Annotated in this window: 32 protein-coding genes and 1 tRNA gene; 18 read left to right on the top strand and 15 right to left on the bottom strand. The window is 62.4% G+C overall.

Features of this window, described 5'->3' with window-relative positions; all coding sequences use genetic code 11:
• Nucleotides 1–3: 3 nt before the first annotated feature.
• Both KBZ14_RS00565 and KBZ14_RS00560 read left to right on the top strand, forming a co-directional pair.
• Nucleotides 4–735 carry a 15,16-dihydrobiliverdin:ferredoxin oxidoreductase gene (locus tag KBZ14_RS00565; RefSeq protein ID WP_255116333.1) on the top strand — a complete coding sequence of 244 codons (732 nt, stop codon included), beginning with the start codon at nt 4–6 and terminating at the stop codon, nt 733–735.
• Nucleotides 732–1,514, top strand: coding sequence for a phycoerythrobilin:ferredoxin oxidoreductase (locus KBZ14_RS00560; RefSeq protein ID WP_255116332.1), 783 nt, complete (start codon nt 732–734; stop codon nt 1,512–1,514). The genes KBZ14_RS00565 and KBZ14_RS00560 overlap by 4 nt, the downstream gene beginning before the upstream one ends.
• Nucleotides 1,515–1,595: 81 nt before the next feature.
• Here KBZ14_RS00560 and KBZ14_RS00555 read toward each other — a convergent pair whose 3' ends face one another.
• Entirely contained in the window at nt 1,596–1,838 is a 243-nt protein-coding gene (locus KBZ14_RS00555) for a hypothetical protein (protein ID WP_255116331.1), read from the bottom strand.
• Nucleotides 1,839–1,974: 136 nt separating this feature from the next.
• Between KBZ14_RS00555 and KBZ14_RS00550 the strand changes: the two genes are divergently transcribed.
• Entirely contained in the window at nt 1,975–2,892 is a 918-nt protein-coding gene (locus tag KBZ14_RS00550) for an NAD-dependent epimerase/dehydratase family protein (protein WP_255116330.1), read from the top strand.
• A 139-nt stretch (nt 2,893–3,031) separates the two neighbouring features.
• Here KBZ14_RS00550 and KBZ14_RS00545 read toward each other — a convergent pair whose 3' ends face one another.
• The 4 genes from KBZ14_RS00545 to KBZ14_RS00530 all read right to left on the bottom strand — a co-directional run bounded on the left by KBZ14_RS00545 (nt 3,032) and on the right by KBZ14_RS00530 (nt 6,073).
• The gene (locus KBZ14_RS00545; RefSeq protein ID WP_255116329.1) at nt 3,032–3,343 is read right to left on the bottom strand and encodes a hypothetical protein; all 312 of its coding nucleotides are present in this window, start codon (nt 3,341–3,343) and stop codon (nt 3,032–3,034) included.
• Nucleotides 3,344–3,432: 89 nt separating this feature from the next.
• The gene (locus KBZ14_RS00540) at nt 3,433–3,963 is read right to left on the bottom strand and encodes an ISAs1 family transposase (RefSeq protein WP_255116328.1); all 531 of its coding nucleotides are present in this window, start codon (nt 3,961–3,963) and stop codon (nt 3,433–3,435) included.
• Nucleotides 3,957–4,574, bottom strand: a complete 618-nt coding sequence (locus KBZ14_RS00535) for an ISAs1 family transposase (protein WP_255116327.1) — start codon at nt 4,572–4,574, stop codon at nt 3,957–3,959. Before KBZ14_RS00535 ends, KBZ14_RS00540 begins: the two co-directional genes overlap by 7 nt.
• Nucleotides 4,575–5,134: 560 nt before the next feature.
• A complete protein-coding gene (locus tag KBZ14_RS00530) occupies nt 5,135–6,073 on the bottom strand; it encodes an IS481 family transposase (protein ID WP_255116326.1) in 939 nt (312 codons plus the stop codon).
• Between the two features lie 173 nt (nt 6,074–6,246).
• On the opposite strand from KBZ14_RS00530, the gene KBZ14_RS00525 reads away from it, so the two are divergent.
• From KBZ14_RS00525 to KBZ14_RS00515, 3 genes are read left to right on the top strand one after another with little or no spacing between them, the layout of a single operon-like run.
• Nucleotides 6,247–7,086: a HEAT repeat domain-containing protein gene (locus KBZ14_RS00525; protein ID WP_255116582.1), complete on the top strand. Its 840-nt coding sequence runs from the start codon at nt 6,247–6,249 to the stop codon at nt 7,084–7,086.
• Complete coding sequence (cpcF, locus tag KBZ14_RS00520; RefSeq protein ID WP_255116325.1) at nt 7,083–7,790, top strand: C-phycocyanin alpha-cysteine-84 phycocyanobilin lyase subunit CpcF; 708 nt, start codon at nt 7,083–7,085, stop codon at nt 7,788–7,790. Before KBZ14_RS00525 ends, cpcF begins: the two co-directional genes overlap by 4 nt.
• Complete coding sequence (locus tag KBZ14_RS00515; protein ID WP_255116324.1) at nt 7,783–8,271, top strand: low molecular weight protein-tyrosine-phosphatase; 489 nt, start codon at nt 7,783–7,785, stop codon at nt 8,269–8,271. Before cpcF ends, KBZ14_RS00515 begins: the two co-directional genes overlap by 8 nt.
• A 3-nt stretch (nt 8,272–8,274) precedes the next feature.
• Here the strand turns inward: KBZ14_RS00515 and KBZ14_RS00510 are convergent, their stop codons facing one another.
• Together KBZ14_RS00510 and KBZ14_RS00505 are read right to left on the bottom strand one after the other, a co-directional pair.
• Nucleotides 8,275–9,786, bottom strand: coding sequence for a bifunctional pantoate--beta-alanine ligase/(d)CMP kinase (locus tag KBZ14_RS00510; protein WP_399219570.1), 1,512 nt, complete (start codon nt 9,784–9,786; stop codon nt 8,275–8,277).
• Nucleotides 9,787–9,919: 133 nt separating this feature from the next.
• Nucleotides 9,920–10,438, bottom strand: a complete 519-nt coding sequence (locus tag KBZ14_RS00505) for a septal ring lytic transglycosylase RlpA family protein (RefSeq protein ID WP_255116322.1) — start codon at nt 10,436–10,438, stop codon at nt 9,920–9,922.
• Between the two features lie 411 nt (nt 10,439–10,849).
• Between KBZ14_RS00505 and purM the strand changes: the two genes are divergently transcribed.
• Together purM and KBZ14_RS00495 are read left to right on the top strand one after the other, a co-directional pair.
• A complete protein-coding gene (gene purM, locus KBZ14_RS00500) occupies nt 10,850–11,884 on the top strand; it encodes a phosphoribosylformylglycinamidine cyclo-ligase (protein ID WP_255116321.1) in 1,035 nt (344 codons plus the stop codon).
• 179 nt (nt 11,885–12,063) lie between these two features.
• The gene (locus tag KBZ14_RS00495) at nt 12,064–12,789 is read left to right on the top strand and encodes a DUF8656 domain-containing protein (protein ID WP_399210565.1); all 726 of its coding nucleotides are present in this window, start codon (nt 12,064–12,066) and stop codon (nt 12,787–12,789) included.
• A gap of 4 nt (nt 12,790–12,793) precedes the next feature.
• Here KBZ14_RS00495 and KBZ14_RS00490 read toward each other — a convergent pair whose 3' ends face one another.
• The gene (locus KBZ14_RS00490) at nt 12,794–13,777 is read right to left on the bottom strand and encodes an aldo/keto reductase (RefSeq protein WP_255116320.1); all 984 of its coding nucleotides are present in this window, start codon (nt 13,775–13,777) and stop codon (nt 12,794–12,796) included.
• Between the two features lie 28 nt (nt 13,778–13,805).
• Between KBZ14_RS00490 and KBZ14_RS00485 the strand changes: the two genes are divergently transcribed.
• The 6 genes from KBZ14_RS00485 to KBZ14_RS00460 all read left to right on the top strand — a co-directional run bounded on the left by KBZ14_RS00485 (nt 13,806) and on the right by KBZ14_RS00460 (nt 17,052).
• Nucleotides 13,806–13,973, top strand: a complete 168-nt coding sequence (locus KBZ14_RS00485; protein ID WP_255116319.1) for a DUF8639 family protein — start codon at nt 13,806–13,808, stop codon at nt 13,971–13,973.
• 41 nt (nt 13,974–14,014) lie between these two features.
• The gene (locus KBZ14_RS00480) at nt 14,015–14,545 is read left to right on the top strand and encodes a hypothetical protein (protein WP_255116318.1); all 531 of its coding nucleotides are present in this window, start codon (nt 14,015–14,017) and stop codon (nt 14,543–14,545) included.
• A 32-nt stretch (nt 14,546–14,577) separates the two neighbouring features.
• Nucleotides 14,578–14,946 (top strand): ribbon-helix-helix domain-containing protein, encoded by a 369-nt coding sequence (locus tag KBZ14_RS00475; protein WP_315856112.1) that lies wholly within the window; start codon nt 14,578–14,580, stop codon nt 14,944–14,946.
• A gap of 151 nt (nt 14,947–15,097) precedes the next feature.
• Nucleotides 15,098–15,448 (top strand): hypothetical protein, encoded by a 351-nt coding sequence (locus tag KBZ14_RS00470; RefSeq protein WP_255116317.1) that lies wholly within the window; start codon nt 15,098–15,100, stop codon nt 15,446–15,448.
• Entirely contained in the window at nt 15,420–15,977 is a 558-nt protein-coding gene (locus KBZ14_RS00465) for a LysR substrate-binding domain-containing protein (protein ID WP_315856115.1), read from the top strand. The genes KBZ14_RS00470 and KBZ14_RS00465 overlap by 29 nt, the downstream gene beginning before the upstream one ends.
• A 448-nt stretch (nt 15,978–16,425) precedes the next feature.
• Nucleotides 16,426–17,052 (top strand): type 2 periplasmic-binding domain-containing protein, encoded by a 627-nt coding sequence (locus tag KBZ14_RS00460; protein WP_255116316.1) that lies wholly within the window; start codon nt 16,426–16,428, stop codon nt 17,050–17,052.
• Between the two features lie 42 nt (nt 17,053–17,094).
• Here the strand turns inward: KBZ14_RS00460 and KBZ14_RS00455 are convergent, their stop codons facing one another.
• Nucleotides 17,095–17,226, bottom strand: coding sequence for a hypothetical protein (locus KBZ14_RS00455; protein ID WP_255116315.1), 132 nt, complete (start codon nt 17,224–17,226; stop codon nt 17,095–17,097).
• Nucleotides 17,227–18,184: 958 nt separating this feature from the next.
• Here KBZ14_RS00455 and KBZ14_RS00450 point away from each other — a divergent pair.
• On the top strand, nt 18,185–18,433 hold the full coding sequence (locus tag KBZ14_RS00450; RefSeq protein WP_255116314.1) for a helix-turn-helix domain-containing protein: 249 nt from the start codon (nt 18,185–18,187) through the stop codon (nt 18,431–18,433).
• A gap of 29 nt (nt 18,434–18,462) precedes the next feature.
• Complete coding sequence (locus KBZ14_RS00445; RefSeq protein ID WP_255116313.1) at nt 18,463–19,137, top strand: hypothetical protein; 675 nt, start codon at nt 18,463–18,465, stop codon at nt 19,135–19,137.
• A gap of 400 nt (nt 19,138–19,537) precedes the next feature.
• Here the strand turns inward: KBZ14_RS00445 and KBZ14_RS15970 are convergent, their stop codons facing one another.
• The 5 genes from KBZ14_RS15970 to KBZ14_RS00425 form a co-directional block, all read right to left on the bottom strand.
• Entirely contained in the window at nt 19,538–19,717 is a 180-nt protein-coding gene (locus KBZ14_RS15970) for a hypothetical protein (RefSeq protein WP_488657331.1), read from the bottom strand.
• Nucleotides 19,718–19,741: 24 nt separating this feature from the next.
• Entirely contained in the window at nt 19,742–20,782 is a 1,041-nt protein-coding gene (locus KBZ14_RS15795; protein ID WP_255116312.1) for a helix-turn-helix transcriptional regulator, read from the bottom strand.
• Nucleotides 20,783–20,816: 34 nt separating this feature from the next.
• Nucleotides 20,817–21,020 (bottom strand): ribbon-helix-helix domain-containing protein, encoded by a 204-nt coding sequence (locus tag KBZ14_RS00435; RefSeq protein ID WP_255116311.1) that lies wholly within the window; start codon nt 21,018–21,020, stop codon nt 20,817–20,819.
• A complete protein-coding gene (locus KBZ14_RS00430; RefSeq protein ID WP_255116310.1) occupies nt 21,017–21,331 on the bottom strand; it encodes a hypothetical protein in 315 nt (104 codons plus the stop codon). The genes KBZ14_RS00435 and KBZ14_RS00430 overlap by 4 nt, the downstream gene beginning before the upstream one ends.
• 191 nt (nt 21,332–21,522) lie before the next feature.
• The gene (locus KBZ14_RS00425; protein WP_255116309.1) at nt 21,523–21,810 is read right to left on the bottom strand and encodes a hypothetical protein; all 288 of its coding nucleotides are present in this window, start codon (nt 21,808–21,810) and stop codon (nt 21,523–21,525) included.
• A gap of 134 nt (nt 21,811–21,944) precedes the next feature.
• On the opposite strand from KBZ14_RS00425, the gene KBZ14_RS00420 reads away from it, so the two are divergent.
• Nucleotides 21,945–22,205 (top strand): hypothetical protein, encoded by a 261-nt coding sequence (locus KBZ14_RS00420; RefSeq protein WP_255116308.1) that lies wholly within the window; start codon nt 21,945–21,947, stop codon nt 22,203–22,205.
• Between the two features lie 704 nt (nt 22,206–22,909).
• Here the strand turns inward: KBZ14_RS00420 and KBZ14_RS00415 are convergent.
• Nucleotides 22,910–22,980 (bottom strand) — tRNA-Cys (locus tag KBZ14_RS00415).
• A 43-nt stretch (nt 22,981–23,023) separates the two neighbouring features.
• Here KBZ14_RS00415 and KBZ14_RS00410 point away from each other — a divergent pair.
• A complete protein-coding gene (locus KBZ14_RS00410) occupies nt 23,024–24,292 on the top strand; it encodes a lipid-A-disaccharide synthase-related protein (RefSeq protein ID WP_255116307.1) in 1,269 nt (422 codons plus the stop codon).
• The last annotated feature ends 13 nt before the right edge of the window (nt 24,293–24,305 follow it).

Raw genomic sequence — 24,305 nt, 5'->3', positions numbered from 1 at the left:
ACCATGTTCGAACCCTTCCTCGACGAGCTCCACGCACAGATCCGGGCCAGGGGGGGCGAATCCCTGGCGATTCCGAACGACCTGGCCGAGTGCCGCTCTGCCAAGGGCAACAGTGTGATCCGCAGTTGGCTCTGGCAGTTGCCTGGCATCCGCCGCTGGCGGGTGACCCGGCTCGATGCCGGCGAGAGCCTCCAGGTGCTCAATTCCGTGGCCTATCCCGAATACAACCGCGATCAACCACTGCTGGGGATCGACCTGCTGTGGTTCGGTACCCGCCAAAAACTGGTGGCCGTTCTCGATTTCCAACCTCTACTCCAGAAGCCGGAGTATCTGGCCCACCACCTGGAAGATCTTCGGCAGCTGCATGATCGCTTCCCCGATCTCAACGGCGAGGAAACCATGCGCTCCTTCGACCCGCATCAGTACTTCTCGCCATGGCTGCTGTTCTGCAGGGGGAACGCCGAACAAGCCCAGGGATCATTGCCTGCCGCATTCACGGCGTTCCTCGCCAGTTACTGGGCTCTCCACGATCGCCCCCAAGCGTCCGCTGGCCTGCATCCCGACGAGGTACACCGCCTTCAGGACGCCTACGACGTGTATAGCGCCGAACGGGATCCCGCCCATGGATTGTTCACCAGCCACTTCGGCAAGGCCTGGTCGGATCGATTCCTGCAGGATTTTCTGTTCCCCGGCAGTGGTCAGGTGCCGGTTCTTCCCCCCGAGATTTCCCCATGACGTCTTCTGCGCAGCCCCAGCCCTGCAGCCTCGATCCGGTCAACCTGGCTGGCTGGCGCTGGGCTCCTTTCCTGGACCATGCGGTGGCTGCGCTTCAGCCGTTTGAGCCGGTTGCCTATCCGATCGAAGCGCAATTTCTGCGGCGTGAAGGTTTCGCCGGGTCCAAGGCCCAGCCCGTTGCCGTCTGCACAGCCACCTGGGGCTGCAGCACGGAGAAACTGCGGCAGGTGCGTGCTGCTTGCGTGGAAGCGGGCAGCACCGCCTCGGTGCTGAATTTCGTGGCCAACCCCTGCAGCGGCTTCGATCTTCCCTTTTTCGGTGCTGATCTGGTCACCTTGCCAGCGGGTCACCTGATCGCCCTTGACCTTCAACCAGCCCTAAAGACCGACCAACGGCACACCGCCCCCGTTTGGGAGCGACTGCTGCCGATCTGGGAGCAGTGGCAGAAAGTTCTCCCCTCCGGTGGCCCGATTCCGGCCGAGGCCGAGCCGTACTTCTCTCCCGGCTTCCTCTGGACCAGGCTACCCCTGGGCTCCGACGGCGACGCGCTGATCGAGAACGCCGTCTTCCCGGCCTTCGTGGCCTACCTCAACCTTTACCTGCAGCTGGTGGCCGAGGCCCAACCCGTGACTGACGAGCGCCGCCAGGAGCTACTGGCCGGACAGAGTAGCTATGTGGCCTACCGCGCCGAGAAGGATCCGGCCCGGGGCATGCTGGGCCGCTTCCATGGCAAGGAGTGGACCGAGGCTTACATCCACGGGGTCCTTTTCGACCTCTGAGCGTCGGCCGCTCTCGTGAGCGCAATACGGAGGGCCCAGCAGCTCGGCCAGCAACCTGGCCCGTGGTGTCAATCGCACCATTCAGTCGTCGATTCGACAGACGCTGACCACCCTGATGACGGCACTGTCTTCCCTGACTTCAGCCGCTGCGAGCTTCAAGGTCACCTGAAACCACCATTGACGACCGTCCTCGCTGCGCCGAAGCGTCTGATAGCTCTGAATGTCCCAGTGCCCCAGGGCCAGAACGAGGGCGTCGCCGCTGCAACCTGGGCAGTTCACCCGTAAGTCCGCCAGCCCCTCCGCTGTGATCTGGTAACTGGGCATTGGGATAGGGCGCCTGAAGCCAACCCTCTCACGCGAGGCGGAGCTGGGACATCTCTCAGCGAGGGGACGATCGCCCCATCCCTCGCCTCACGGGCCGCCAACAGGCCGGCTAACGTTTAAGAAATGTAACGGACTCATGACGTCCTCGCCAGATCTGGCATCTCTGTACCAATTGCTGGCCAAGGAGCAGCGCCCCATCCTGCCCTCAGGTGAACGGCGGGCGATCCTTGGTTGTGGCTATGTGGGTGAAGCTGTCGCCAAGGCTTGGAGGCAGGAGGGCCATGAACTTTGGGGAACGACGACCCGTCGTGAACGCCTAGCGGACCTAGCCGAGATTGTTGATACTCCGTTAGTTTTTGATTCTACAGATCCCCGCAGCAGCCTTAAATTTGCAGGAAGTCTTGACGGAATTCTTGCGTCATTTGCACCCTCCAAAGCTTCCCAGGTTGATGTCAATCAATATCGGGAGACCTTTCTAGGAGGCTTGCAGATGCTGGCTGAGGCACTCCAGCAACGTCCTAGGGAACTCCCCCTACAACTGGTTCACTTGAGCAGCTGCGGTGTTTACGGCAATCGACATGGTGCCTTAACAGACGAGACCGTCCGACTGGATTCGCTTCACCCGGTTAATGAGGTTCTGGCGATGGCGGAGGATATGGTCCAGTCTCTCCGCTCAGAATCGGTCAACGTCTGCATTTTGCGACTGGGTGGCATCTACGGGCCTGGCCGTGATATTCCCGCCATGCTGCTTTCAGCTGCCGGCGGCGTTGTTCAACGCAATGGCCAAAACGTGCCTTGCTGGATCCATCGCGATGACATTGTGCGTGGGGTGTCATTTGCTTTTGAGCACAACCTCAATGACACTTACAACCTGGTAAATGATACCCAATTCACCGGCCAAGAGCTCACTGATCGCCTGTGCGAACAAGCTGGTCTGCCCCTGGCAAAATGGTTGACGACTGACACGACCGATCGGGTGCTCAACGCCAGAGTGAGCAATGCAAAGCTCAAGCAACTAGGTTTCACGCTGACTCAGCCATCGATGGTGGGTTGATAACGACGCTCCACCCAGCTGTCCAGTTGATGCTTCCCATCGTAGCGAATGATTAGATGCACAAAACTTTTCGCACTTAACAGACAGCCGAAATTCAGATCAAATATACCCTTGGGTAGGCATTCTGGCAAGTTGCATGCTAAATTGTCCGAAAAACAACCATCAATATCATATTTTGAAAACTTTTTGCATCGAATTCAGGGATAGAATGCCTTGGAGGTGAGTTTTCAGGCCATTGCCCGGGTCGCAACTCCTGCTCAAGCCCAGGCCATCCTGTGATGATTTGAAAGATATCGTGCATCGAATCTGGTCTATCGCGAACAGGATCGATCAGCGCCCGCTTGCAGCGAAAGGGTGTGGCGGCGATGGATTGCAGTACCATTGAGTGATCATCCTGTCGCTGATAAAGAGCAATCAGCATCGAGCGGGAGCGGCAGGTGAAGAAGTCCACTTCATGGCCTGCCCGAAAAGCACTTCCATCCATTTCCAGGCTTGACTGGCCTGCCGTATCGGGGAAATGCCCAGGGCTGATTCAAAGTCTTAACCCAGGCCGGGTTCCGGCCGGCGCCGCGCCATTGCCAGCAGCGCCTTGATGTCGTGCATCACCGCCTGAATTCCAGCGCGGATTGAGCGGAAGCCAGCCAGACGCAGCAGGTTCAAGGCGGCGGTGCGCAGAGTGGCTATCACGCCGGCGCCATTGCCCCGATAGCGGTGGGCGTCCTCATGGAGCTGGGTGTCCCGGATCCAGTGCCAGCCCTCGATACTCCAGCGGCCCCGCACCAGTTGCAGCAGGGCTTCTGGCGTGGTGCGCAGGCTTGTCAGAAACAAGTGAGTGGCCTGAAACGGCTTGCCGTCACGGGTGCCACTGGCCATGACTTCCACGATCCAGCTGGTGCCGATCCAGGCCTCGCTGATGTGCTCTGGAGCCTGTCTGACGCGCAGCATCCAGGTGATGTCGCGGCCGTGGGCAACCTCGTGATCCGTTGCCACAAAAGGGATCTTGCGCTTGCCCTGGAACTGGCTGCTGATCTGGCGGTGCAGCGTCTTCTGGTTGCCCTTGACCGTCAGCAAGAAGTCGGCTCCCTGCTCCTGGAGCTGCCGAAAAACGGGCGCTGGGTATGGAGCGCATCCGCCTGGATCAGCACACCCTCGAGATCCAGCTCGCCGAGCAGCTGCCGCAGCACCGCCCGCTCGTGGTTTTCGCCGGTGGCGTAGCAGGCCTGGCTGATCGCCACACCGAGGGCGGCGGAGTACAGGGTGACCTGGGCAATGAACGCGGAGCCCCCGCCGGCTGTGGGCTCGATCGAACCCCTCAAGGTTTTGCCGTCACACACCAGCTGGTCGAGATCCGTTGCACCACCCGGGATCTGGGCGATCGTCCAGTCACGGAGCGCTGCGCACAGGGCTGCCACGTCCACCTGGTGGAAGAAGTAGCGGAACGAGGAATCCGACGGCGGCCGCCGCAGCTCCAGGCCGAGTGCCTCGGTCAGGGCGCTGTGGTGGCGGATGGCAAAACGCTCCAGATCCCGCAGGCTCTGGCAGCCGCTGAGGATTCCCAGCACCGCCACCAGCAACAGGTACCAGGCGGGAAAACGCACGCCGCGTCGCATCCGCGCATCTGGGATCGACCTCAGATAGCTGATCAGGTCGAGATCGGTTGCGGCGGAGGCGCTTTCAAGCACAAGGAGGGGGCGATTCCGCCGACCTCAACCCATGCTGACAGCCCCGGCAAGGACGCCTGTGACGGACTTTGAATCAGCCCTGGGGAAATGCCAACAATTATTGCTTAAATTATAGCTATGCCGAAACAAAGGGAACCCGCCCCCCCCCCCCCCCTGAAGCGAATCGCAAGCCCGTTCCATGCCAAAGCCCCGTGCTTGCATCGGAGAAACGGATTGCATAGATCGATCCAGCCGGATAAGATTCTCCCTGGGTCAGATTCATTCCAGTGCTGTCTCGCCCATACCAGCTGGTCACCCCCTGCCAGTCGCCATCGAAGCTGGCGCGCATCAGATCCCACTGACGATCTGCTCCTGTATTACTCCGGTTGGTCGTCGATGCCATGGTGATCAGTCCAGGATCTGGCTTGTCATGACCTGATTCTCCCAGGCCATGACGAGCTAGATGTCACTCCTCGATCATTGTGACGGGGCAGTAACTACCATTTTCTAGGGCTGGTTGGCACCCCACTGGTGTCAAGACTCGGCGCCGGGATCCTCTCTAAGTGTGTTTTCTCACCAGGTCATTCAGTAGCCCGCAACAGTCCGAGCTGCTGAATGGGGGTGCGGCCAGCCAGGGCCATATGACACCTGCGGCCGTTATAGATCGCCAGATAGCGGGGCAACAACCGGCTCCGCTCGGTTGAGGTCTGGAAGGCCATCGAATACGCCCACTCCGCCAGCAAGGTTTTGATGAACCGCTCAGCTTTGCCGTTGGTTCGTGGGGTGTACGGCCTGGTGCGTTTTGGTGTGAGACCAAGCGCTGAACAGGCTTCTCGCCAGGGTTTCGAGCGGTAGGCGCTGCCGTTATCGGAGAGCACCCTCTTGCAGCTGATCCCCTGACCATCGAACCAGGCCACTGCCCGCAGCAGAAAGCCGACCGTGGTTGCCTGCTTTTCATCCGGCAGCACCTCGACGTAAGCCAGCCGTGTTGCATCGTCGATGGCCACATGGGCCTTCTCGTAACCCGCACCACGGGAAGAGCCCAGGCGTCGGTCACCCGTGATCCGGTGACCCACTCGCTCAAAGCGAGCCAGCTGCTTGGTATCGACGTGAATCATGTCGCCCGGCCTCGCCCACTGATAACGGCGTACCGGCTCAGCTGGCTGCAGGTTCTTGAGTCGGCCGAGGCCCAGGGCCTTGAGCACCCGACCGACGGTGGAGAGTGGCGCCGCCAACACCCTGGCGACGCGACGCAAGGTGCAGCGCTCATGGCGGAGGTCAACGGCGCGTTGCAGTTGCAGTGGATCGAGCGCCCGCCGCTGAGTGCGGCGAACACTGCGTCGATCCACCAGAGCCGTGGCACCGCCTGAGCGGTAGCGCGCCAGCCACTTGTAGGCAGTGCGGACGCTGATCCCCACCTGAGCAGCAAGGAAGGCGAGGCTTTCACCGTGATCAATGTGTCGACGCAGCAACCGTTCACGGCCGAGGGGTGTCAGCCGAGCATTCGGGTGGGTATGCATGGGATGTGAGGTCAGTGGGTCGGAGGTGACACCCGGACCATGACGACCTCACACCCACTTGTCAGCTGAACAACCTGGTGGGACTACACACCTAGGCAGCATGGGGTGGCATCCGGGTGCGAGGACTGGACGCAATGGCAACATCGAACTCTCTCTCCGGCACCGTGCAGGCCATGGCTGGAACCATCGATCCAGATGCCGGGATCAGCGCAGCAGGCGAACCGATCACGGAGGCCGAAGCGCTGCAGCGCCTTCGACAGAGCGAGGATCAGTCGCAGCAGTACTACGCCGCCTGGTGGCTGGGTCGTAACCGCAGCCGCCACCCGGAGGCCCTGCCCCTGCTGCTGGCCACCTTGCGCCAACGCCGCCCCCGGGATCCCGGCGCCGGTGTCGAGGAGAACGCCATCGCCCGCAATGCCGCCCGTGCCCTGGGCAAGCTGGGCGATGCCGGCGCGATTCCCGAGTTGCTGGCCGCCCTCGACGACGAGGATGACGGCCTGCGGGAGGCGGCTGCCCGCTCGCTCGGCGAGTTGCAAGCCACCGAGGCGGTGGCGGTGCTGCTGCGGCGCCTGGCCAGCGGCCCAGCCGGTGCTGGAGCCCCCCGTCTTGATAGCCCGCGCCTGCAGGAACCCTGCGAGGCGATGCTGGAGGCCCTGGGGGCGATTGGCATCGCCGAGCCCGGCGTGATCACCTTGATCGAACCCTTCACGGCCCATGACCGTCCCCTGATCCGCAGCGCCGCCTGCCGGGCCTTGCTGCAGCTCAGTGGCGAGGCCCGCTGGGCCGAACCCTTAATGCAACTGCTGGACCATCCCCAGCTGCAGGTGCGGCGCGCCGCCCTGATGGATCTGGGGGCTGTCGGCTGGCGGCCGGCCCTGGAGCCGATTTGCCACACCCTGGCCGAGAACAGTCTCAAATTGATCGCTCTGCGGGGCCTGGTGGAGCAGGGGGCGCACCATGACGCCACCATTCAGGCTGGGGCAGTGTTGAGCGCCATGGACTCCCTGTTGTGAGGAGCGTTGAAATCGACCCAATCGGCGAACGCATCGAGGCGGTGCGGCAAGCAGCCAGCGCCCAGACCCTGCTGGCCGCCACCGCTGTCCTGGCGACCAGCGACCACGGGAACGGCGTCAACAACGAGGCGATTGCTTGCCTGGTAGAGGTGCTGGGCTTCAACAATCCCGGCGCTGCCGTGGCCGCCGTCGATGGCCTGATCGCCCTGGGGCCCGAGGCGGTGGAGCCAATCCTGGAAAGCCTTGATCCCCGCAATTACGGCGCCCGGGCCTGGGCCGTGCGAGCTCTAGCTGGCATCGGCGATGTACGCGGCCTCGACCTGCTCGAAGAGGCCCTCGCCAGCGACATCGGCCCGAGCGTGCGCCGCGCCGCCGCCCGTGGCCTTGGCCAGCTGCGCCTGGCGGGTCTTCCCCGAGAGCAGCGCCATCCGATTGCAGCGCGCTGCCTGGAGGCCCTGCTGGCGGGGTGCGGCGATGGCGAATGGGTGGTGCGCTATGCCGTGGTGGTGGGGCTGGAGGCCCTAGCGCCCGAGCTGCAGCCCGAGCAACCGGGCGCCCCCCCCCGCGGGCTGGCGCAGCTGCGTTCTGCCCTGGAGCGCCTGAGCACTGATCCGGCCGAAGACGCCTCGGTGGTGAACCTGCGCGCGGCCCTGGCCCTGCAGCGGCTGGCGCCCCTCAGCGCAGCGGAGGGCGCCCATGGCTGAGCAGCGTCTGTTGTTCGTGTGCCTCGGCAATATCTGTCGTTCGCCGGCAGCGGAGGGGATGTTCCTGCACCTGGTGGCGCAGGAGGGCCTTGAGGATCAGTTCCTGGTGGATAGCGCCGGCACCGGTGGCTGGCATGCCGGCAACCTGCCGGACCGTCGTATGCGGGCGGCCGCGGAGCGCCGCGGGATTCATCTGCCCAGCCGTGCTCGCCAGATCCAGCCGGCGGATCTCACCAGCTTTGATCGCATCCTCACCATGGATGCGGACAACCTGCGGGCGGTTCGCTCCCTGGCTGCCACCGAGGTGGCTGGCGGCAGCCTGGAGTTGGCCCTCATCGAGCCGATGACCAGCCACTGCCGTCGCTTCAGCGATGCGGAGGTGCCGGATCCCTATTACGGCGGAGAGGCCGGCTTTGAGCACGTGCTGGATCTGCTGGAGGATGCCTGTAGCGGCTTGCTGGCAACCCTGCGGCCTGGCTGAGCCTCAGCCGGGCCAGGCATCTTCCGGCACCCGTGCGCGGAACAGGCTGACCAGCCGCTCGATCACCGCAGCGATGGCCATGCCGTCGGTGACCACTTCCACCGCATCGGCGGCCTGGGTGAGGGGGGCCACCGCGCGGGTGGAGTCGAGGTGATCGCGCTCGGCAATCTGAGCTTCCAGCTCGCTGAGGTCGGGCACCGCAAAGCCCCGCTGCTGGAGATCGCGGGCGCGGCGGCGGGCCCGTTCGGCCACGGTGGCGGTGAGGAACACCTTCAGATCTGCGTCGGGGAACACGGCGGTGCCGATGTCGCGGCCTTCCGCCACGAGGCCGCCCCGCTCGCCCATGGCCTGTTGCTGGCGGGTGAGGGCTTCCCGCACGCAGCCATGGGCGGCCACCACTGACACCTGGCCTGTCACCTCGGGGCTGCGGATGGCGTCGGTCACGTCGTGCCCGTTGACGCTGACCCGCTGGGCGCCATGGGCACTGGTGCTCAGCTCAAGGTTGAGGTTCTCCAGCTGGGCGGCCACGGCATGGGCATCGCTGGGGTCGGCGCCGCTGCGTTGCACCAGCCAGGTCACGGCGCGGTACATGGCCCCGGTATCCAGGTAGATCAGCCCCAGCTGTTCGGCAAAGGCCCTGGTCACGGTGCTTTTCCCTGCTCCGGCGGGGCCATCAATGGCAATGATCGGCTGGCGGCTCATCAGAAACACGTGATCGATCAGGCGGCTGGGGCCGCAGTGGGCGGCGGCGGCCAGCAGGGTGAGGCCGCGCAGCTGGGCCGCGGGCTGAAGGCTGTGGGGATCCACCGCTTCCACATAGTCCACCACCAGCCCCGCTGAGGCGAGCTCAGCGACCACCTGCGCCATGAGCTGGCTGGGGGTGGCGCTGCGCTGTTGCCGGGTGGCCATCAGCGCCCGTGGCAGGGCCGCCGCCTGCTGCCGCTGCTCCGCCGTGAGATAGCGGTTGCGGGAACTGAGGGCCAGGCCATCGGCCTCCCGCTGGGTGCGGCAGCCGATCACCTGCACCGGCAGGCCCAGGTCGGCCACCACCCGCCGCAGGATCACGAGCTGCTGCCAGTCCTTCTCCCCCAGCAGCAGCGCATCGGGGCGAATCAAGCCCAGTAGCCGCGCCACCACGGTGGCCACGCCATCGAAGTGTCCAGGGCGTCGGGCACCGCAGAGCCCCCGTTGCAGCGAGGCCGGGGGCTGCAGCCGGGTGAGCTCCGCGTCGCCGTCGGGGTAGAGCTCCGCCACGCTGGGAGCAAACAGGGCTTCAGCCCCTGCGGCGGCGGCCAGTTCCGCATCGGCCGCCAGGGTGCGGGGGTAGTGGTCGAAATCTTCGCTGGGCCCGAATTGCAGCGGGTTCACAAACACGCTCACCAGCACCCGGGGCGTGCGGCCAGTGGAGATGGCGGCTGCCCGCCGGATCAGGCTCTGGTGCCCGGCATGGAGCGCCCCCATCGTGGGCACGAAGTGCAGGGGCGCATCGGCGGCCTGCCGGCGCCAGTGCAGCAAGTCAGTGCGGGTGTGCAGCAGGCGCACCGGGACTCCCGTTGGGCCCTGACACTACGAGTGGGGCCCGCAGCAAAAAAGCCCACCCGCCGGGGAGGCGGGTGGGCTGAGCGGGATGCCTGGGGGCGCCCTAGGCCTACTGGAGAACTTCCAGCTTCACCTGGGCCACACCACTGGCGACCACACCGAGTTGGTTGGCGGCGCCATGGGCCAGGTCGATCACCCGGTTGCCGTGGAAGGGGCCTCGGTCGTTGATGCGAACCACGGCCGTGCGGCCGTTCCAGAGGTTGGTCACCCGCACCTTGGTGCCGAAGGGCAGGGTGCGGTGGGCGGCGGTGAGGGTGCCTGGGCGGAACATCTCGCCATTGGCGGTGCGGTTGCCATAAAAACCAGGGCCGTACCAACTGGCTTGGCCATTGCTCACGGAGCGCACCGTCGGCTGAGCCGGAGGGGTGGCAATGGGCAGGCTGGGGGCCGCAGGCTTGAGGGGCTGTTCCTCGATGGCTTGGGGGGCCTCCACTTCACGGATGGCCACCTCAAAGCGGGATTCGCTGGTGACAGGGTCCACCCGGCCGGTGGTTGCGAAAGCAGGGGCCAGGACGTTGCTGCCAGACAGCAGGAGGGCGGAGCCGCTCAGGAAAATCGTGCGACGCATAACAAGCGAAACTCGCTGCGGTGAACGCAGCAGCCACTGGGAAAGACGTGGCCCGCTAGCGGTGTAAACGCTCCAGCTCTTTGGAAGAGTTGATGGAGTGAACCGCCCTGCGAAGTTCCTATCGGGAATTGACGACTCAGCAAAGTTAGGGGCTATCTGCAGGAGATCTGATCAAGAAAGGCCCGTATTCCATCGATCAGGATTCACTATCAAAGTGCTGAGCCCTGGCCTGGCCTGAGATCTGCGCCTGTCAAGTCCCGCCTGGCCATCAGCAAGAGCGATCGCGTCCATAAGGCCGGCTGATCCTTGCTTGGGTCAATCGGCCGACTGTCCACTCCCTCGGAGGTCTTGGGCCGGGGTTTCAGGCGCGCGGCGGGGCAGGATCGGGGCAGGAGATTGATGGGATCACGCATGGACTACCGCACAGCCGGTGTGGACGTGGTGGCTGGACGGGCGTTTGTCGAGCGGATTCGCGCCAGCGTCGAATCCACCCGCAGGCCCGAGGTGGTGGGCGGTCTGGGTGGGTTCGGCGGCCTCTGCCGTCTGCCGGAGGGGCTCAAGAAGCCCCTGCTGGTGTCCGGCACCGATGGCGTCGGCACCAAGCTGGAGTTGGCCCAGGCCCATGGTCAGCACCACGGTGTGGGAATCGATCTGGTGGCGATGTGCGTCAACGACGTGATCACCAGCGGCGCCCAGCCCCTGTTCTTTCTCGATTACATCGCCACCGGAAAGCTCACCCCCGAGGCCATGGCCGAGGTGGTGGAGGGCATCGCCGATGGCTGTCGCCAGAGCGGCTGCGCCCTGCTGGGGGGGGAAACGGCCGAGATGCCTGGCTTCTACGGCCCCGGTCGTTACGACCTGGCGGGCTTCTGTGTGGCGGTGGTGGATGAGGACGCTCTGATTGATGGCCGGGCGGTACGGGCCGGCGATCGCCTTGTGGCCGTGGCCAGCAGTGGCGTGCACAGCAATGGCTTCAGCCTGGTGCGGCGGATCCTTGAGGCCCACAGCGTCGGTCCGGATACCCCGCTGGCGGCCGGCGGGCCGCCAGTGCTCGAAGCCCTGCTCACGCCCACCCGTCTCTACGGATCCCTGGTGCAGGCCCTGCTCACGGCCGGCGTGCCGCTGCATGGCATGGCCCACATCACCGGCGGGGGCCTGCCGGAGAACCTGCCCCGCACGCTGCCGGCCGGGGTTCACGGCCGCATCGATGCCACAAGCTGGGAGCGCCCGGAGCTGTTCCGCTGGCTGCAGCAGAAAGGGGAGGTGCCTGAGGCCGATCTCTGGAACACCTTCAACCTCGGCGTGGGCTTCTGCCTGGTGGTGCCGGAAGCCGCCGTGGCCCAGGCCCTCGCGGTGTGTGATGAGCAGGGGCATCAGGCCTGGCTGCTGGGGTCGGTGGAGCAGGGCGAAAACCTGGATGCGCCCCTGGCGGGTTTGCCGTACTGAGGCCCCTGGCGACACCTGCCAGACTGCTTCAAGTGTGCAGCGTTTGCTGCTGAACAGGCCTGGGATCCCTAGGGTGCCAGCCAGCAGAGGCTGGCGCTCGGCACGACCGAGCGTTCCCCAGCTGAAGAAGAGGCGCTCGCGCCCGACAGATAACAACCGCGTCAATTAGGTCCATTGGTATGTCCTTTAGTTCCCCTTCGGCTGCGTCTGGCCTCAATGGCACGGGCTCGGGCTTCAATGGCACCAGTCGCATCACCCGCCGGCGCAGTTCTGCCGGCCCGATGCCGCCCAACCGCCCCCAGCGTCCGCGGGAGGCCTATCCCAGTCGGGGTACGGTGCGGCCCACCTTCCTCACCCTGCGGGACCACGGCAAGGTGTTCGTGGCGGATCTGCCTCGGCTGTCCGACGGCCAGTTGGCCCACGTGGGCAAAGAGGCCCGCGAAGTGCTCGAGAGCCTGAGCCGTCGCCTAGAGGAGCTTGAGCTGCAGGGCACGCTCACGCCGCTGGAGCAGGAAACCCGCATCCGGGCTGCCACCAAGCGCGATGTCACCGAGCGCTTCATTCGGGCCGTGGAAGATGAACAGGAGCAGCGGCGCTCCAACCCCGCCCTCAAGGCTGCTGCGGGAGAGTCGTTGGCGCGGGCCTTTCTGGAGATTGCCCGCCATCGCCTGGCTGGGGCCACGTTCGATTCCTTGCTGCAGGAGGCCCTGGCCGCCTGCGATCACAGTGGCGAGGTCGCCGATGAAGAGCCGGACGTTCCTGCCCTGGCCCTGGCTGAGCCTCCCCGCCCTCGGGTGGTGAGCCTCGTGCGTCATGGCGAGGTGGCAGCGGCTGCGGAGCCGGAACGCGAGCGCCTTCCCGTGGTGCTCACCCCGGATCCATCCCCGGAGATGGGCCGGATCTGAGGGTTCAGGCGCTCTGAAACGGATTGGCCGGCATGCGTGGCCCGTCTGCCAGCACCAGTTGATCCAGGGCGCCGCGTTCGCCGGCGTTCAGCTGCCAGCTCCAGGCTGCGGCGGCCGCCTCCACCTGTTCGGGGCTGCGCAGGCCCGGAATCGGCATGGCGCCATGGGCTCGACACCAATTCAGCGCCACGGCTGCCCGCCCGCCGGGGCGGTCGCCGCCAATGCTGTCCATCAGCTGCAGCAGTGGGGTGAGACGCGGACCCAGTCGCCGGAACAGGGCCCCGCGCGGCCCCCTGGGCAGCGCCGTTGCCGTGTCGGTCCCGCCACGACCCAGAAGGCCCAGAGCTAAGGGGCTGTAGGCAATCAGCTCGATTCCCAGCTCACGGCACACCTCCGCCACTCCGCCAGGGCCGATGGCCTCGGGGGCCAGCAGGGAGAGTTGCACCTGCAGGCTGCTGATGGGCACGCCCCGCATCTGCAGGTCCGTGGCCACTTGGCGTAGCCGCTGGGGCCCCATGTTGGACACCCCCAGGCTCCCTACAGCTCCCTGCTCCACTAGGTCGGCGAGGCCCTGCAGCAGGGGGCCTTCCTGCCAGGGCGCATAGCGGGCCGTGCTCCAGTGCAGCTGCACCCGGTTGAGCTGCCCCTGCAGCCGTGCTTGGGAGGCGGCAAAGGCCCTGGCGTAACCGCGCCGCCCCAGCCGCCAGGGGAACGGGGCGAGCTTGGTGGCGATGCAGAGCTGGCGCCGCTGCTCGGCGCTGGCGGCTGCGGCGAACCGCCCGAGTAGCAGCTCGCTACGGCCGTTGAAGCGGCCTGTGCCGTAGGAGTCGGCGGTGTCGAAGAACTGGAAGCCAAGCGCCAGGCAGCGCTCGAAGGTGGTTGCCAGAGCCGCGTCGTCGCGCTCGGGGTCGTAACCCCACAGGAATTGATTGCCCCAGGCCCAGGTGCCAACCCCGATCCCCGGCGTGGGGGGCTTGTCGGTTGCCATGATCAACGTCCACGGGGCTGCAACTGCAGTGAAGTCTCTGCCCACACCGGTGTCCACGGGCCTTGAACAGAAGCCGCCTGCTGCAGAGCCCGCCTCCCCTGGGTCGGTGGATCCGGTGCTCTGTAACCACTGCGGCCGCACCGCCACCAACGGTCTGGTGTGTGTGGGAATCTGTGTGGCCGATTCGGGCTATTGAGCCCAGTCGCCGCAGAATGGCTCTGCCTTGAGCGCCTGCCGATGTTGTCCTTCCCGGGTCGTCGTCTGGTCAGGCCAGCGGGCCTGGCTCTGGCCAGCATGCTGCTCGCCACTCAGCTGCTGCCGCCACAGGCCCTGGCCCGCGGCGGCCAGGAGGGTTTTGGTCGTTGGGAGCTGCGCAGCGACCACTGCAAGCGCAATCTTGCGGAGTCGTTGGCAACCTCGCCCTGCCAGGTTGTGCAATTGGATCAGCGCCAGGAGGGGCTGCTGAATGTGACGTTCCTGGCCCGCGGAGCCGAAAAGGGTGCCATCAATCAACTCACCTTTGTGGGTGAGCTCAAGCCCGGCAGCCTGGCGATGCGCTGCGCTCAGGCGCGCTGTACGCCCCAGGGGAGCATGCAGGCCCAGCTCAGTAGCGTCAGTGAGACTCGCTTTGATGGCCGCGGCATTGCTCAGGGGCTTCCCAGCGCCTGGCCGGTGAATGGCACTTGTCTGGTGGAGGACCGTCAGGTCCGTTGTGAGGCTAAGGCGCTCAGTGGAGAGGCCTGGACTGCTGAGGCAACGACACCCTGAAGGCCCCACTGGCCGCCGATTTGCCGCATGGGATGGCGGAGAAGCCCAGCTGCTTTCGGCAGGGCATGTGTAGGGATTTCAAAAGTAGATCAGCAGGAATACCTAGCGTTAGGCCAAAGCGCTCGCCATGCCCAGGGCCTTTAGCCGCAAAGTGGAAGAAAAGACAAAGGTGTGTGTCATGCTGGCTAGGTTCCGATGGGAAAGGGGGGTCTGTTGTGACTGCCTCACAAGCAGACGTTGAGCCGCGAGATCGAGCTCTTTTTCGCACCTCGCGAAGAGTATCTGTCACCTTGTCTCATATGGCGTATTCGCGATTGTTGAAACGCAGTGATGAGGAGGGGAGATCTCTCAGTAATCTCTCTGCCTTTCTGCTGGAATCATCGCTCGGAGTAGCGGAGTAGCACTTCATCCACGAGTGCTCGTTCGGCTTGTTGTCGCTGTTTGAAGTGGTGGTGGCCAGCTGCGAGGATTGCTTTGCTGACAACGCTGTTGTCACGCGAGCGTTGCTGGCCTGATCGCGGCCGTAAAGTTGATTCCGCTTGGTACTGAGCGTTGGTTGATCTGGATGCCCTGACTGCGCTCGATGCGCTGCAGTGGTTGAGAACCGGGGAGGAGGTGTCCAAGCGGTTCGCCATCAGTGCGGCTTCCGTGAGCAGGCAATCCAGGAAATGCCTGGATCTCTTTGGTCTTGACTTGCAGCGTGTTGACGGCGAGTGGAACACTCTGGGGGATAGCTCAATCCTTCTGCTTGAGCGCAGGGTGCATCAAACCGCGCGTTGGATGGGGCGGCGGCCGGGCTACGTATTGGTCGGGGCCTTTGCTGTGTTCGCCGGTTCCAGAGGGTTGGATTCTGGGCTTGTCGAATATTGTTGGTGTGCCGAGAAGCTTCCAGCTTATTCGTGAGCGGATTGTGGATGTCTGTCTAGGCGCACTTCCCGATTGTCCCTCTAATGATGATCCTGAGTTGGTGTCGCTGAGCCTGTCTTCGATGCCGGTGTTCTTCGTTGCGAGCCCAGATCATCCCTTGATGAGCAAGCGTAATCTCGCCTATTCTGATGTTGCTGAGTACCCTACTCTTGGCTTGCCAAGTGGTGCCTATCCGCTGGTGGAGGCATCGTTGAAGTCGATTGGTCTTTGGAACGACTTCGTTCGCATGTCGCGTTACCGGCGCGAGGCTTGGGAGGGCAAAACTGAGGCTGAGCTCACAGTTGGCTACGGAACGGTGCTGAGCATGGAGGTGAGTGGTTCCGGCTTGGTGCCACTCCCTTTGCACTTGCCCTTCGATTCGGGCGAAGTGATGGTGGTTCGCAGAGATTTCTGTTCCCATCCCAGGCTCCTAGCTCTGCGCGATCTGATCGTCGCCCGGCTGCGGCAGTTCGCGCGTCGGTATCCGGAGATCTGCCTTGAGCCTTCTAGTCCTCGGCATGGATGAGTCTCGCCGCTATGCAGGATCTGCAAGATTGTGCGCAGATCGTTGGCTTCCATGGGAGGCCAGTGGATTGATGCAATAGTGCAGTGATGCTATTGGGGGGGTCTTGGTTGATCTTGAGTCTCTTGCCGCACTGGATGGGTTGATCTGGTTGCGCACGGGGCACGCGGTGGCGAGTGCCTTCTGTTTCAGTCAGTCGTTTGTGAGTCGAAGCGCGAGGCGGTGCGCCGATATCTTCGGTGTTGAACTGAGAAAGGCTGGATCTGAGTGGCACTTGGACGGTGACCTAGTGCTGCTCAATCTTGAGCGGAAGGTTCATCAGCACGTCAGGTGGCAGAAGGGCCTCCCGTTGCGGCTGGAAGCGCAGCATTGGTCGGGGCCCTCGCTTTGCGCTCCACCTCCTTCTGGCTGGATCACAGGACATCGGAATGTTCTGGAGTACCACAGGTCGTTGCACTTGCTGGCCCTGGGTGTGATCGATGCCTGGGTTGCCTCCTATCCAGATGTGCCCTGCGGCGATGATGCGGACATTGTTGCGATCCCCCTGAGTCGGATGCCGATGCGCTTGGTTGTGAACCAGGGGCATCCTCTGCTGGCCCTTGGGAGTCACGTCACCTTTGCTGATGTGGCTCAGTACGCCTGCTGGCCGCTGCCCGATGGCGCGTTTCCGCAGTTCCAGGCAGCCTTGCAGCACTGCGGGCTCTGTCAGGGCTCAGGCTTCGCCACGCCGCTGTCTGGTCGCAGGGGCCGGCAGGAGCAAGAGGGTGTGGAGGATCTGCTGGTTGGCTTCTCGACGCCCCTGGCCCTACCTCTCTATGGAGAGTCTGTTGTGGAGCTCCCACTGAAACTTCCCCTGGCCGTTGGAGATGCTCTGATGATCCGTCGGGAATTCCGTGATAGCCCGCAAGCTCATGATCTGGCCTCCCAGCTGCGCCAGCGTCTGCGGAAGCTTGCCTCCACAACGCCGGATGTGGAGGTGCTTGAAGATTCAATCTGGAGCGGCTTTGAAGCGGCGGCAGCCTTGAAAGAGTTGGATGGCCTGGGTGTTGGTGCTTCGGGAGCATCCAAGATCCACTGACATCCTCTGAAAAGGCGCGGCGCGGCGGCCGATGCCGTTCACCTAGCGCTTGCTGCCTTCCACATCGGTGTCGGAGCCGTTCTGATGCCCGTTCATGTGCTTCTCGCAGGCCGTGGCGGTGACGGTGCCAGCGATGGTCACGGTGGCCAGGGCCAGCAGCAGGAGGCGTCGCATGGGAGTGAGCTCAATACCTGAAGGGTATGCCTCCTTCCCCGGTTCCGCCACGGATACCAGCAGGTGCTCACCGGGGTGCTTGGCGGGTCGGTGCCCTGCCCGTGTCATCCAGCACCCGTGGGGACTGAGTTAGGGAAGAGGCGGCACCCATCTTGAGCATTGGATTGACCCTCTTCCGAGGTCTTGTTGGTCATTGCAGTGCCTGATGCTGTTCCTGCTTCTGAAGAGCTTTGATTGCCTCACGGATCTCAGGTGCATAGTCCCAACTGGGGCGTGACCGCTGCTGGAGGATCCACCCACCAGGGGCGCGAATGCCTTGGCGCTCTTGTTCCAGCGACTTGACCTGCCCTGTGATCTCTGAGCGCCGTTGCAGCAGGGCATCGAGTGTCAGGTTCCACGATGGCAGCGAGGCTCGCGGGTTGATTGGTGCGTTGGCGGAACTCCTGAATGGTGGACACCAGTTCCATCGTGTCCTGACTCAGGCGAATGCCGAACTGCTTAGGGGTGTTGGGATGGTCGTCTGCAATTTCTGCTGAGATGAGTGGATTGAGTGTGGCAGGGGAGTCCGCCAGCACCCGCAGGGATCAGACAGCGCATTGGGGAACCCCTGTGGCCTTCTGGGAGAAGCCATTCGAGGGGCGGGCCTCGATGAACCTCTTGCCTTCAACACTGTAGATGCAGCCCAGGAGGCTAAGGATAGGGTGCTTGGCACCGAAAGTCATTGCGAAATGACCCGCTTGGTTCTGGTATGTGTTCGAGCACGGCGCCGCCTTCGGATTTGCTTCAGGATTGCGCCATTCCTTGGGGTTGCTGTCGTGCTCTCTTTTCCTTCCCTGCTGGCCTTCGCTGCTGTTCTTGGGTTTCTTGCTTTGGAGGCGGCGCTGGCGTATTCATAGCATCAAGCGCTAAGATCTTGCGCGCTTAAGCATTTATTGCATGTTCCGGTGCTTGAGGTCTCGTGCGCCTTGTGGCAACGCAAGTCCGTCTGACCCTTGCCAAGGCAAGCCTGCGTCGTGCTGAGGCGGGGGAGAAACCGATCACGATGAACGCGCTGGCGGTTGCTGCTGGAGTGGCGGCAACCACCATCACCCGTCTGGCGAGAGCTGACGACAAGGCGGCGTCCGCACTGTCGTCGGATCTGGCGGGGAAGATTGTGACGGTGCTGGATTGTGGGATTGAGGATCTGTTTGAAGTGATTGATAATTGATTGGCAATCAATCATTGCCAAGAGATACCTTGGAAGCTCTTTCTTTTCTCTGTCGCTATCTTCGGATCAGATGGGAAATCCTCTTCTTTGTTTTGGTTTTTGCCTTGCTGGGTTTTCAGGTCTTTTCCTTTTATTCTGATATCCAGTCTTTCTCTGATATTCACGGAGCAATTGCTTTTTTTGTGGGATTTGAGTCCTTTGTGGCGACAAGGTTGACTTATGTATCGCTGCCCTTGGTTCTCGTTCCGCTTGCCTATCTCTTCTGTCGCTCAAAGAGGCCTGCTTGGGCGCGACCGTATTTGGATTTATTGGGCATCTATGTCATCTTTCGATTGGTTATTCAGTTGATTGGACTGAATATTCTTGTTTTTGACTCTGTAACATCACGATTTCTTCTGATCTCGCAAGTTCTATTCTTCTTACCTTATTCGCTCCTGATTTGGGGTTGGGTTTATTGGCGACTCGATACATTTGCCAGGGCAAGCGATCGACCCCTGTTCCATCTCGATTGCGAAGGTGTCGCGCCGCCGCGCCCCGTAGACTATTTTGTTGCTTCCTTTTCTTCTGTTTTTTCCGCTACGATCAATGCAATAAAGGGGAGGTCGGCGCGAGCAAGAATGCTGATTCTTTTTCACGGATTTATGATTTATGATGTTATGGGACTGACTCTTTCTAGGGCGGTTGCTCTTGTTCAAGCCAAGTAGGATTGGGCGCTTTCGGCAATTCAAGAGAGGCGCCGCGGGTCGTCGAAACCATCCAGGTCTTCCCCCGCATCCTCATCGCTTGCTTCGGGGGAGGTGAAGGTCGCGGAGTCGGTCCCTGGCGCTGGTCGCTTCGGTCCATTGTGGCTTGCAGCGTTGGGTTTTGCCCGTTATGCGGCGGGCGCATCAAGACCCGTGGATCTACGATGGACGCTTGCTCAACCGTCACGCATGGCGCCTGTCCCTTCCCGCTGCACCAGCTGCCAGAACTTCAATGGGTGTCAAGGAAGTTCTGGCGTCTGCAGGGTTTGGCAGGTCGTGTTGCCTGCTCAGGTGGCATCCAACAACCGCTGTGAGTACTGGACTGCACCTGAGGTTCGGTAGCAGCGCAACCATTGCGCCTCTACGAGATCCGTTGCCCCTTCGCCCAGATCCTCTCCAAGGTTTTGCGGAACTCTCCCTCACGCAATGGTCGTGCCAGGTCGCGCCGTCGCAGAGTGCTGCTGATCCACCACACCTGAAGACCCCCAAAGACCAGGGCGAACAGACCCAGTTGGAGGTATCCAGCATTCAGGTTGTCCAAGATTTTCTGGGGCGCTTAAGTCCTTTATACGCTATGTCCTTTCCCACGTCGTGATGACCTGAGCACGACTGAGGGACTGACTCCAAACTCTCTCTGGAAGTCGCAACTGAAACTTGAGGTGTAGCGATAACCCATATCCCTGGCGATTGTGGTCACTGTGTCGCCAAGACCCGCTGTTTGGAGTTTCTCCATCGCAGTGGATAACCGTTGCCTTCTCACGAACTGCAACGGAGTGCAGTCAAACTTCTCTCTAAACAGGTTCTGCAGTTGCCTGCCTGAGTAATGACTGCGCTCCTCAAGGTCTGTCAGAGTGAGGTTCAAGTGGGCATTGGAGTGAATGTAATCCACTAGATCGTCAAGTTTATCGGTCCATTGCTTCGTTGATGCTCCCCACTGTTCCTGGGTATTTTCCAGCACTCCTTCTTCTTGGAAGAGTGACATCGCCAGCAAGCGATAGACCTGTTCGTCCAAGCCAAGACCTGTTGCCAGATATTCGCTTTCACCGAGTAGTTCATCTACGAAGGCAAGCAGGGACCATAGGTGCCGTTGCGTGTTGCGACCCTCGTGGGATCCCCTCTTTCTGAGCACATATGACTTCTGCGAATTCCACTTGAACTCTTCGCGTCCCAGTGCTCTCATGGTCCTCTCTAGTCGCAACCGATCAATCTCGCAGATGATTCCAGAGAAGTAACCGATATGTGCTGCTCCCCCTGTTCGTTGACACACGTGAATGCTCCCAGGCTCTATGTGTTGAACGCCGCTCTGCTGTTGGTATCTGTATCTCTCCCCCGCATAGAGCATTGCCATGGTGATGTGCTTGGGGTCGTCTGCTATTGAAATGCAGGGAGTGGTTCTTGTCGCCACCATCTCTATTCCCCCGATCCTGGCGAGCGCATAGTCCGCGCTTGGTCGTATCACGCTCGATCTGTTTTCTCTGAGTCCCTTGCCAATGAGATCAAGGCTCAGCATTTCCGTCGGATTTGCCGAATGCAATCTGCCAGTGTTCTTTAAAGGGAATGGCAGGAGGTCCAGTTTTGGTTCCTTTGTTGGTTGAACTGCTGCCACGGCGCCTCCATTGTCATGAAACTGTTGAAAACACTCATATGTTACCTGATTGTTTTTCTATTGCTTCCTCTAGGAGGAACGCTGCCAAGTTGCTCAGCGAGCGCCCCTCGTAATCGCTTCGCTTCAGCAGGCGCTCATAGGTGTTATGGGGAACAGTGATAGAGATTCGCTTGGGTGACTTCAGCGCAAGATCAGTGCGCTGAAGGGGAGGCTGCTCGCCGCTGAATTCGTAGGTCATGCCTCTGGTTCGGTGTGGCATGAATTGACTCCATCGCCCCATCCCTTGTCCATATTGTCTTCCACTAGGTAGGCAGATTTGTTCGTTTTCCCCAAAATTCTTCGTTTCTGATCAATCCTCCCTTCTACCCCCCCCCTTCTTGCATGGACTGCAACTGTCCCTGGTATGCCCAGTGCCTGACCGCCTCTATTTGCGGCGTTATGCAGCATTCCTGTTGCAAACGCGCGGCGCATTTGCGTCTGTTTGTCAAACTGTTCATTTTGCCACCTTAAAACTGCTGCTATCTCCATCTCATCCGCCTCTTTGTGCATCATGTCTGGTTCTTCTTGGTGCCTTGACCGCTCAAAACTGCCTCAGCGTCTTGATTTGGAGGTTTCTGACCATGCCTATGAGTGCCTTCAGCGACTCAGTGCCAAGGCGGGCCTATCGGTCAGAGACCTTGCCGAGCGTCTGATCTCTCAATCGGTCAGTTCGCTGCAGTTGCATTCCTGATCTGGGTGGATCACGCTCCTTTCTGTGCCCTCTGGCACCGCTTGGACTGCTGGTGCTCACGCAGACCCGCTGGATTGCCCTTGATCGCTATCCCGCAGTGCTCACAGGTCATGGTGGGTGCCTTTTTGATCCAGTTGCCAGGACGCTCGCCCACCAGTTCCCTTCGTGACGGGTCGATGCCTCTTCCCTGCTGGTAGCGGGTCAGGGCAGGGGCGGTCGTGACGAACCCTGTTTCAAGGCAGCGGAACAGGAGGGTCTGACCCCGAAGGTTCTGGGTGTTGAAGGTGGTTGCGGTCATCACCATGGGCACCTAGCACTGCCCATGGTGGCAAGAATTCTCGAGGGGCGCTACAGGTGGCGATTGCTGGCACCGGGTCGTGTGCTGGGGCGTCCCGCTGCTATCTGCTGCTATCTGCTGCAAATGGGACTCTATTGCGCTTCAACTATAAATTCGTTACTGTCACCTTCATTCAAGTTTGTTGGATGCGCCTAACGCGCTGTGGTGACGAGCACCTCATTGCCCTCAGCGCCAAGGAGGCATCGACGCTCCTCGACGCTGCCGTTTTGATTGCCGTTGCAGTTGACTCGGTTCCAGATGTCTCTTTGCCCGCGGACATGGCAACGCTAGTCGGGGACCTCTTCTCTGGACTGTCCAAGGCGGTCTCCAAGGAAGAGAGCATTTCCAGGGAATGATGGGGTTTGGCTTTTCCTTTTCATTGCCAAGGGTTAATCTCTCGGTCTGGTTCTGCTTCTGACTCTTGTCAATCAGTGGCAGATTGTGTGACGGCTAGCATGAAGTGTCTGCTTCATTTTGTAATCCCTTGAATCAGGTGACTGATTCTTTTGTCTATGTTAAGGCTCGGTGAGTTCGTTCTCCCGTCGGTGCTCTCCTGCTGCTCGTCTATCCGTTTGAGCTCCATCAGCAGTGCCCGGTTGAGATGGTCGTCGCATCCCATCGCCAGCTGAGGGCAGATGGTGCCGTCCTTGTAAGGCGCATCTCCACGGTGTTTTCGGCAGAGCACTTGATCTTTGGCCCCTGTGCGTGAGCAGCAGGCGCTTCATCGGGTCTATGGATCCCGACCGCTGTTGGCGACCGCCCTGCCCGCTCAGGCGCCGTCTGTATCACCTGTCCCATTCATCACGGTCTGATTCCCCAAGGCGAGCGCCTGGTCAAGCCTTGCGCTCGGTGGGTTGCTCGGCGTGAGGCCAGGCGTGGCGCCTCTGCTTGACCCGTTGGCCAGGGCTGGGTGAAAAACGGGTGGGCGATTCGGCGCATCACTGGCCAACCGACTTGCCAGCAAACCAGGTCAATGCGCTGGTGCTGGCAAAGCACGCAGCTACAACAAGAAGCCAGCGCCAAGCGCAAAAGATTGCGCTTATGGCACTGCGTTTTTAAGAGGCGGCACCCAGATTCGAACTGGGGGTAAAGGATTTGCAATCCTCTGCCTTACCACTTGGCCATGCCGCCGTTCAGGAGCAAACTCCCTTGCACGGATCGTATCAGCCACAAGATGCCCGGCCGTCTGCTGGTTCTGAGCAACGGCCACGGGGAAGACCTGATCGCCCTGCGGGTGTTGCTGGCCCTCCACCAGCGATGTCCGCAGCTGGAGCTGGCGGTGTTGCCGCTGGTGGGGGAGGGCTCGGCGTTTGCCGCGGCGGAGCAGGCCGGGGTGTTGCGCCGCATTGGCCCCAGGCGTCAGCTGCCCAGCGGTGGCTTCAGCAACCAGAGCCTGACGGGCTTGCTGCGGGATCTGGCGGCCGGTGTGGTGGGGCTGAGCTGGCACCAATGGCGGCTGGTGCGGCGCTGGGGGCGCCACGGTGATCCGGTGCTGGCGGTGGGGGATCTCCTGCCCCTGCTGCTGGCCTGGGGCAGTGGCGCTCCCTATGGCTTCATTGGCACGCCCAAGAGCGATTACACCTGGCGCAGTGGTCCTGGCTCGGCGGGGGTGGCCGCTGTTTACCACCGTCTCAAGGGCAGCGAATGGGATCCCTGGGAATGGGCCTTGATGGGCCGAGCCCGTTGCCGGCTGGTGGCCCTGCGTGATGGCCTCACCGCCAGGGGACTGCAGCGCCATGGCGTGAGGTCCCTGGCGCCGGGCAATCCGATGATGGATGGCCTGGAGGGCGTCCCCCTGCCAGCGGCCTTGGTGGGCCACCGTCGGCTGGTGTTGCTGGGCGGCAGCCGGATGCCCGAGGCCCTGGGCAATCTCGAGCGCCTGCTCCTGGCCCTCGATGCCTGGGTGCTCCAACCGCCAGGGGAGCCTGACGCCGCTCGGTTGCTGGTGCTGGCTCCTACCGGTTCACGGCCCAGCCCTGACGATTGGCTGCCGCTGCTCCGCCGCCTGGGCTACGCCCCGGCGGCCATCCCAGATGGCACAGGGGCGCAGGCCGCCTGGAGCCGGGGGCCTGTGCTGTTGCTGATCGGTAGTGGCGGGTTTGGCCGTTGGGCCAGCTGGGGTGAGGTGGGGCTTGCCGCAGCTGGCACCGCCACTGAGCAATTGGTGGGGCTTGGTGTGCCCTGTCTGTCGCTACCCCGGCCGGGGCCCCAGTTCAAAGTGGGCTTTGCCCAGCGGCAGAGCCGTCTGCTGGGCGGGGCGGTGGGGGTATGCCGCAGTGCTTCAGAGCTGGCCGACCGGCTGGAGCTCTTGTTGCGGGAGCCCTCCCTCCGCCGCGCCTTGGGCCGCATGGGCCGCCGGCGCATGGGCCGGGCAGGGGGCAGTGCTGCCCTGGCGGAGTTGGTGCAGCAGCGGCTGGTGGACGCCGCCACCGCCGCGGGATGATGGGGGTGAGCCC

It is taken from the genome of Synechococcus sp. HJ21-Hayes (assembly GCF_024345835.1).
Lineage (GTDB): Bacteria > Cyanobacteriota > Cyanobacteriia > PCC-6307 > Cyanobiaceae > Vulcanococcus.
Note: the sequence above shows the minus strand (reverse complement) of the source record. Positions and strands in the feature narration are given on the sequence as shown.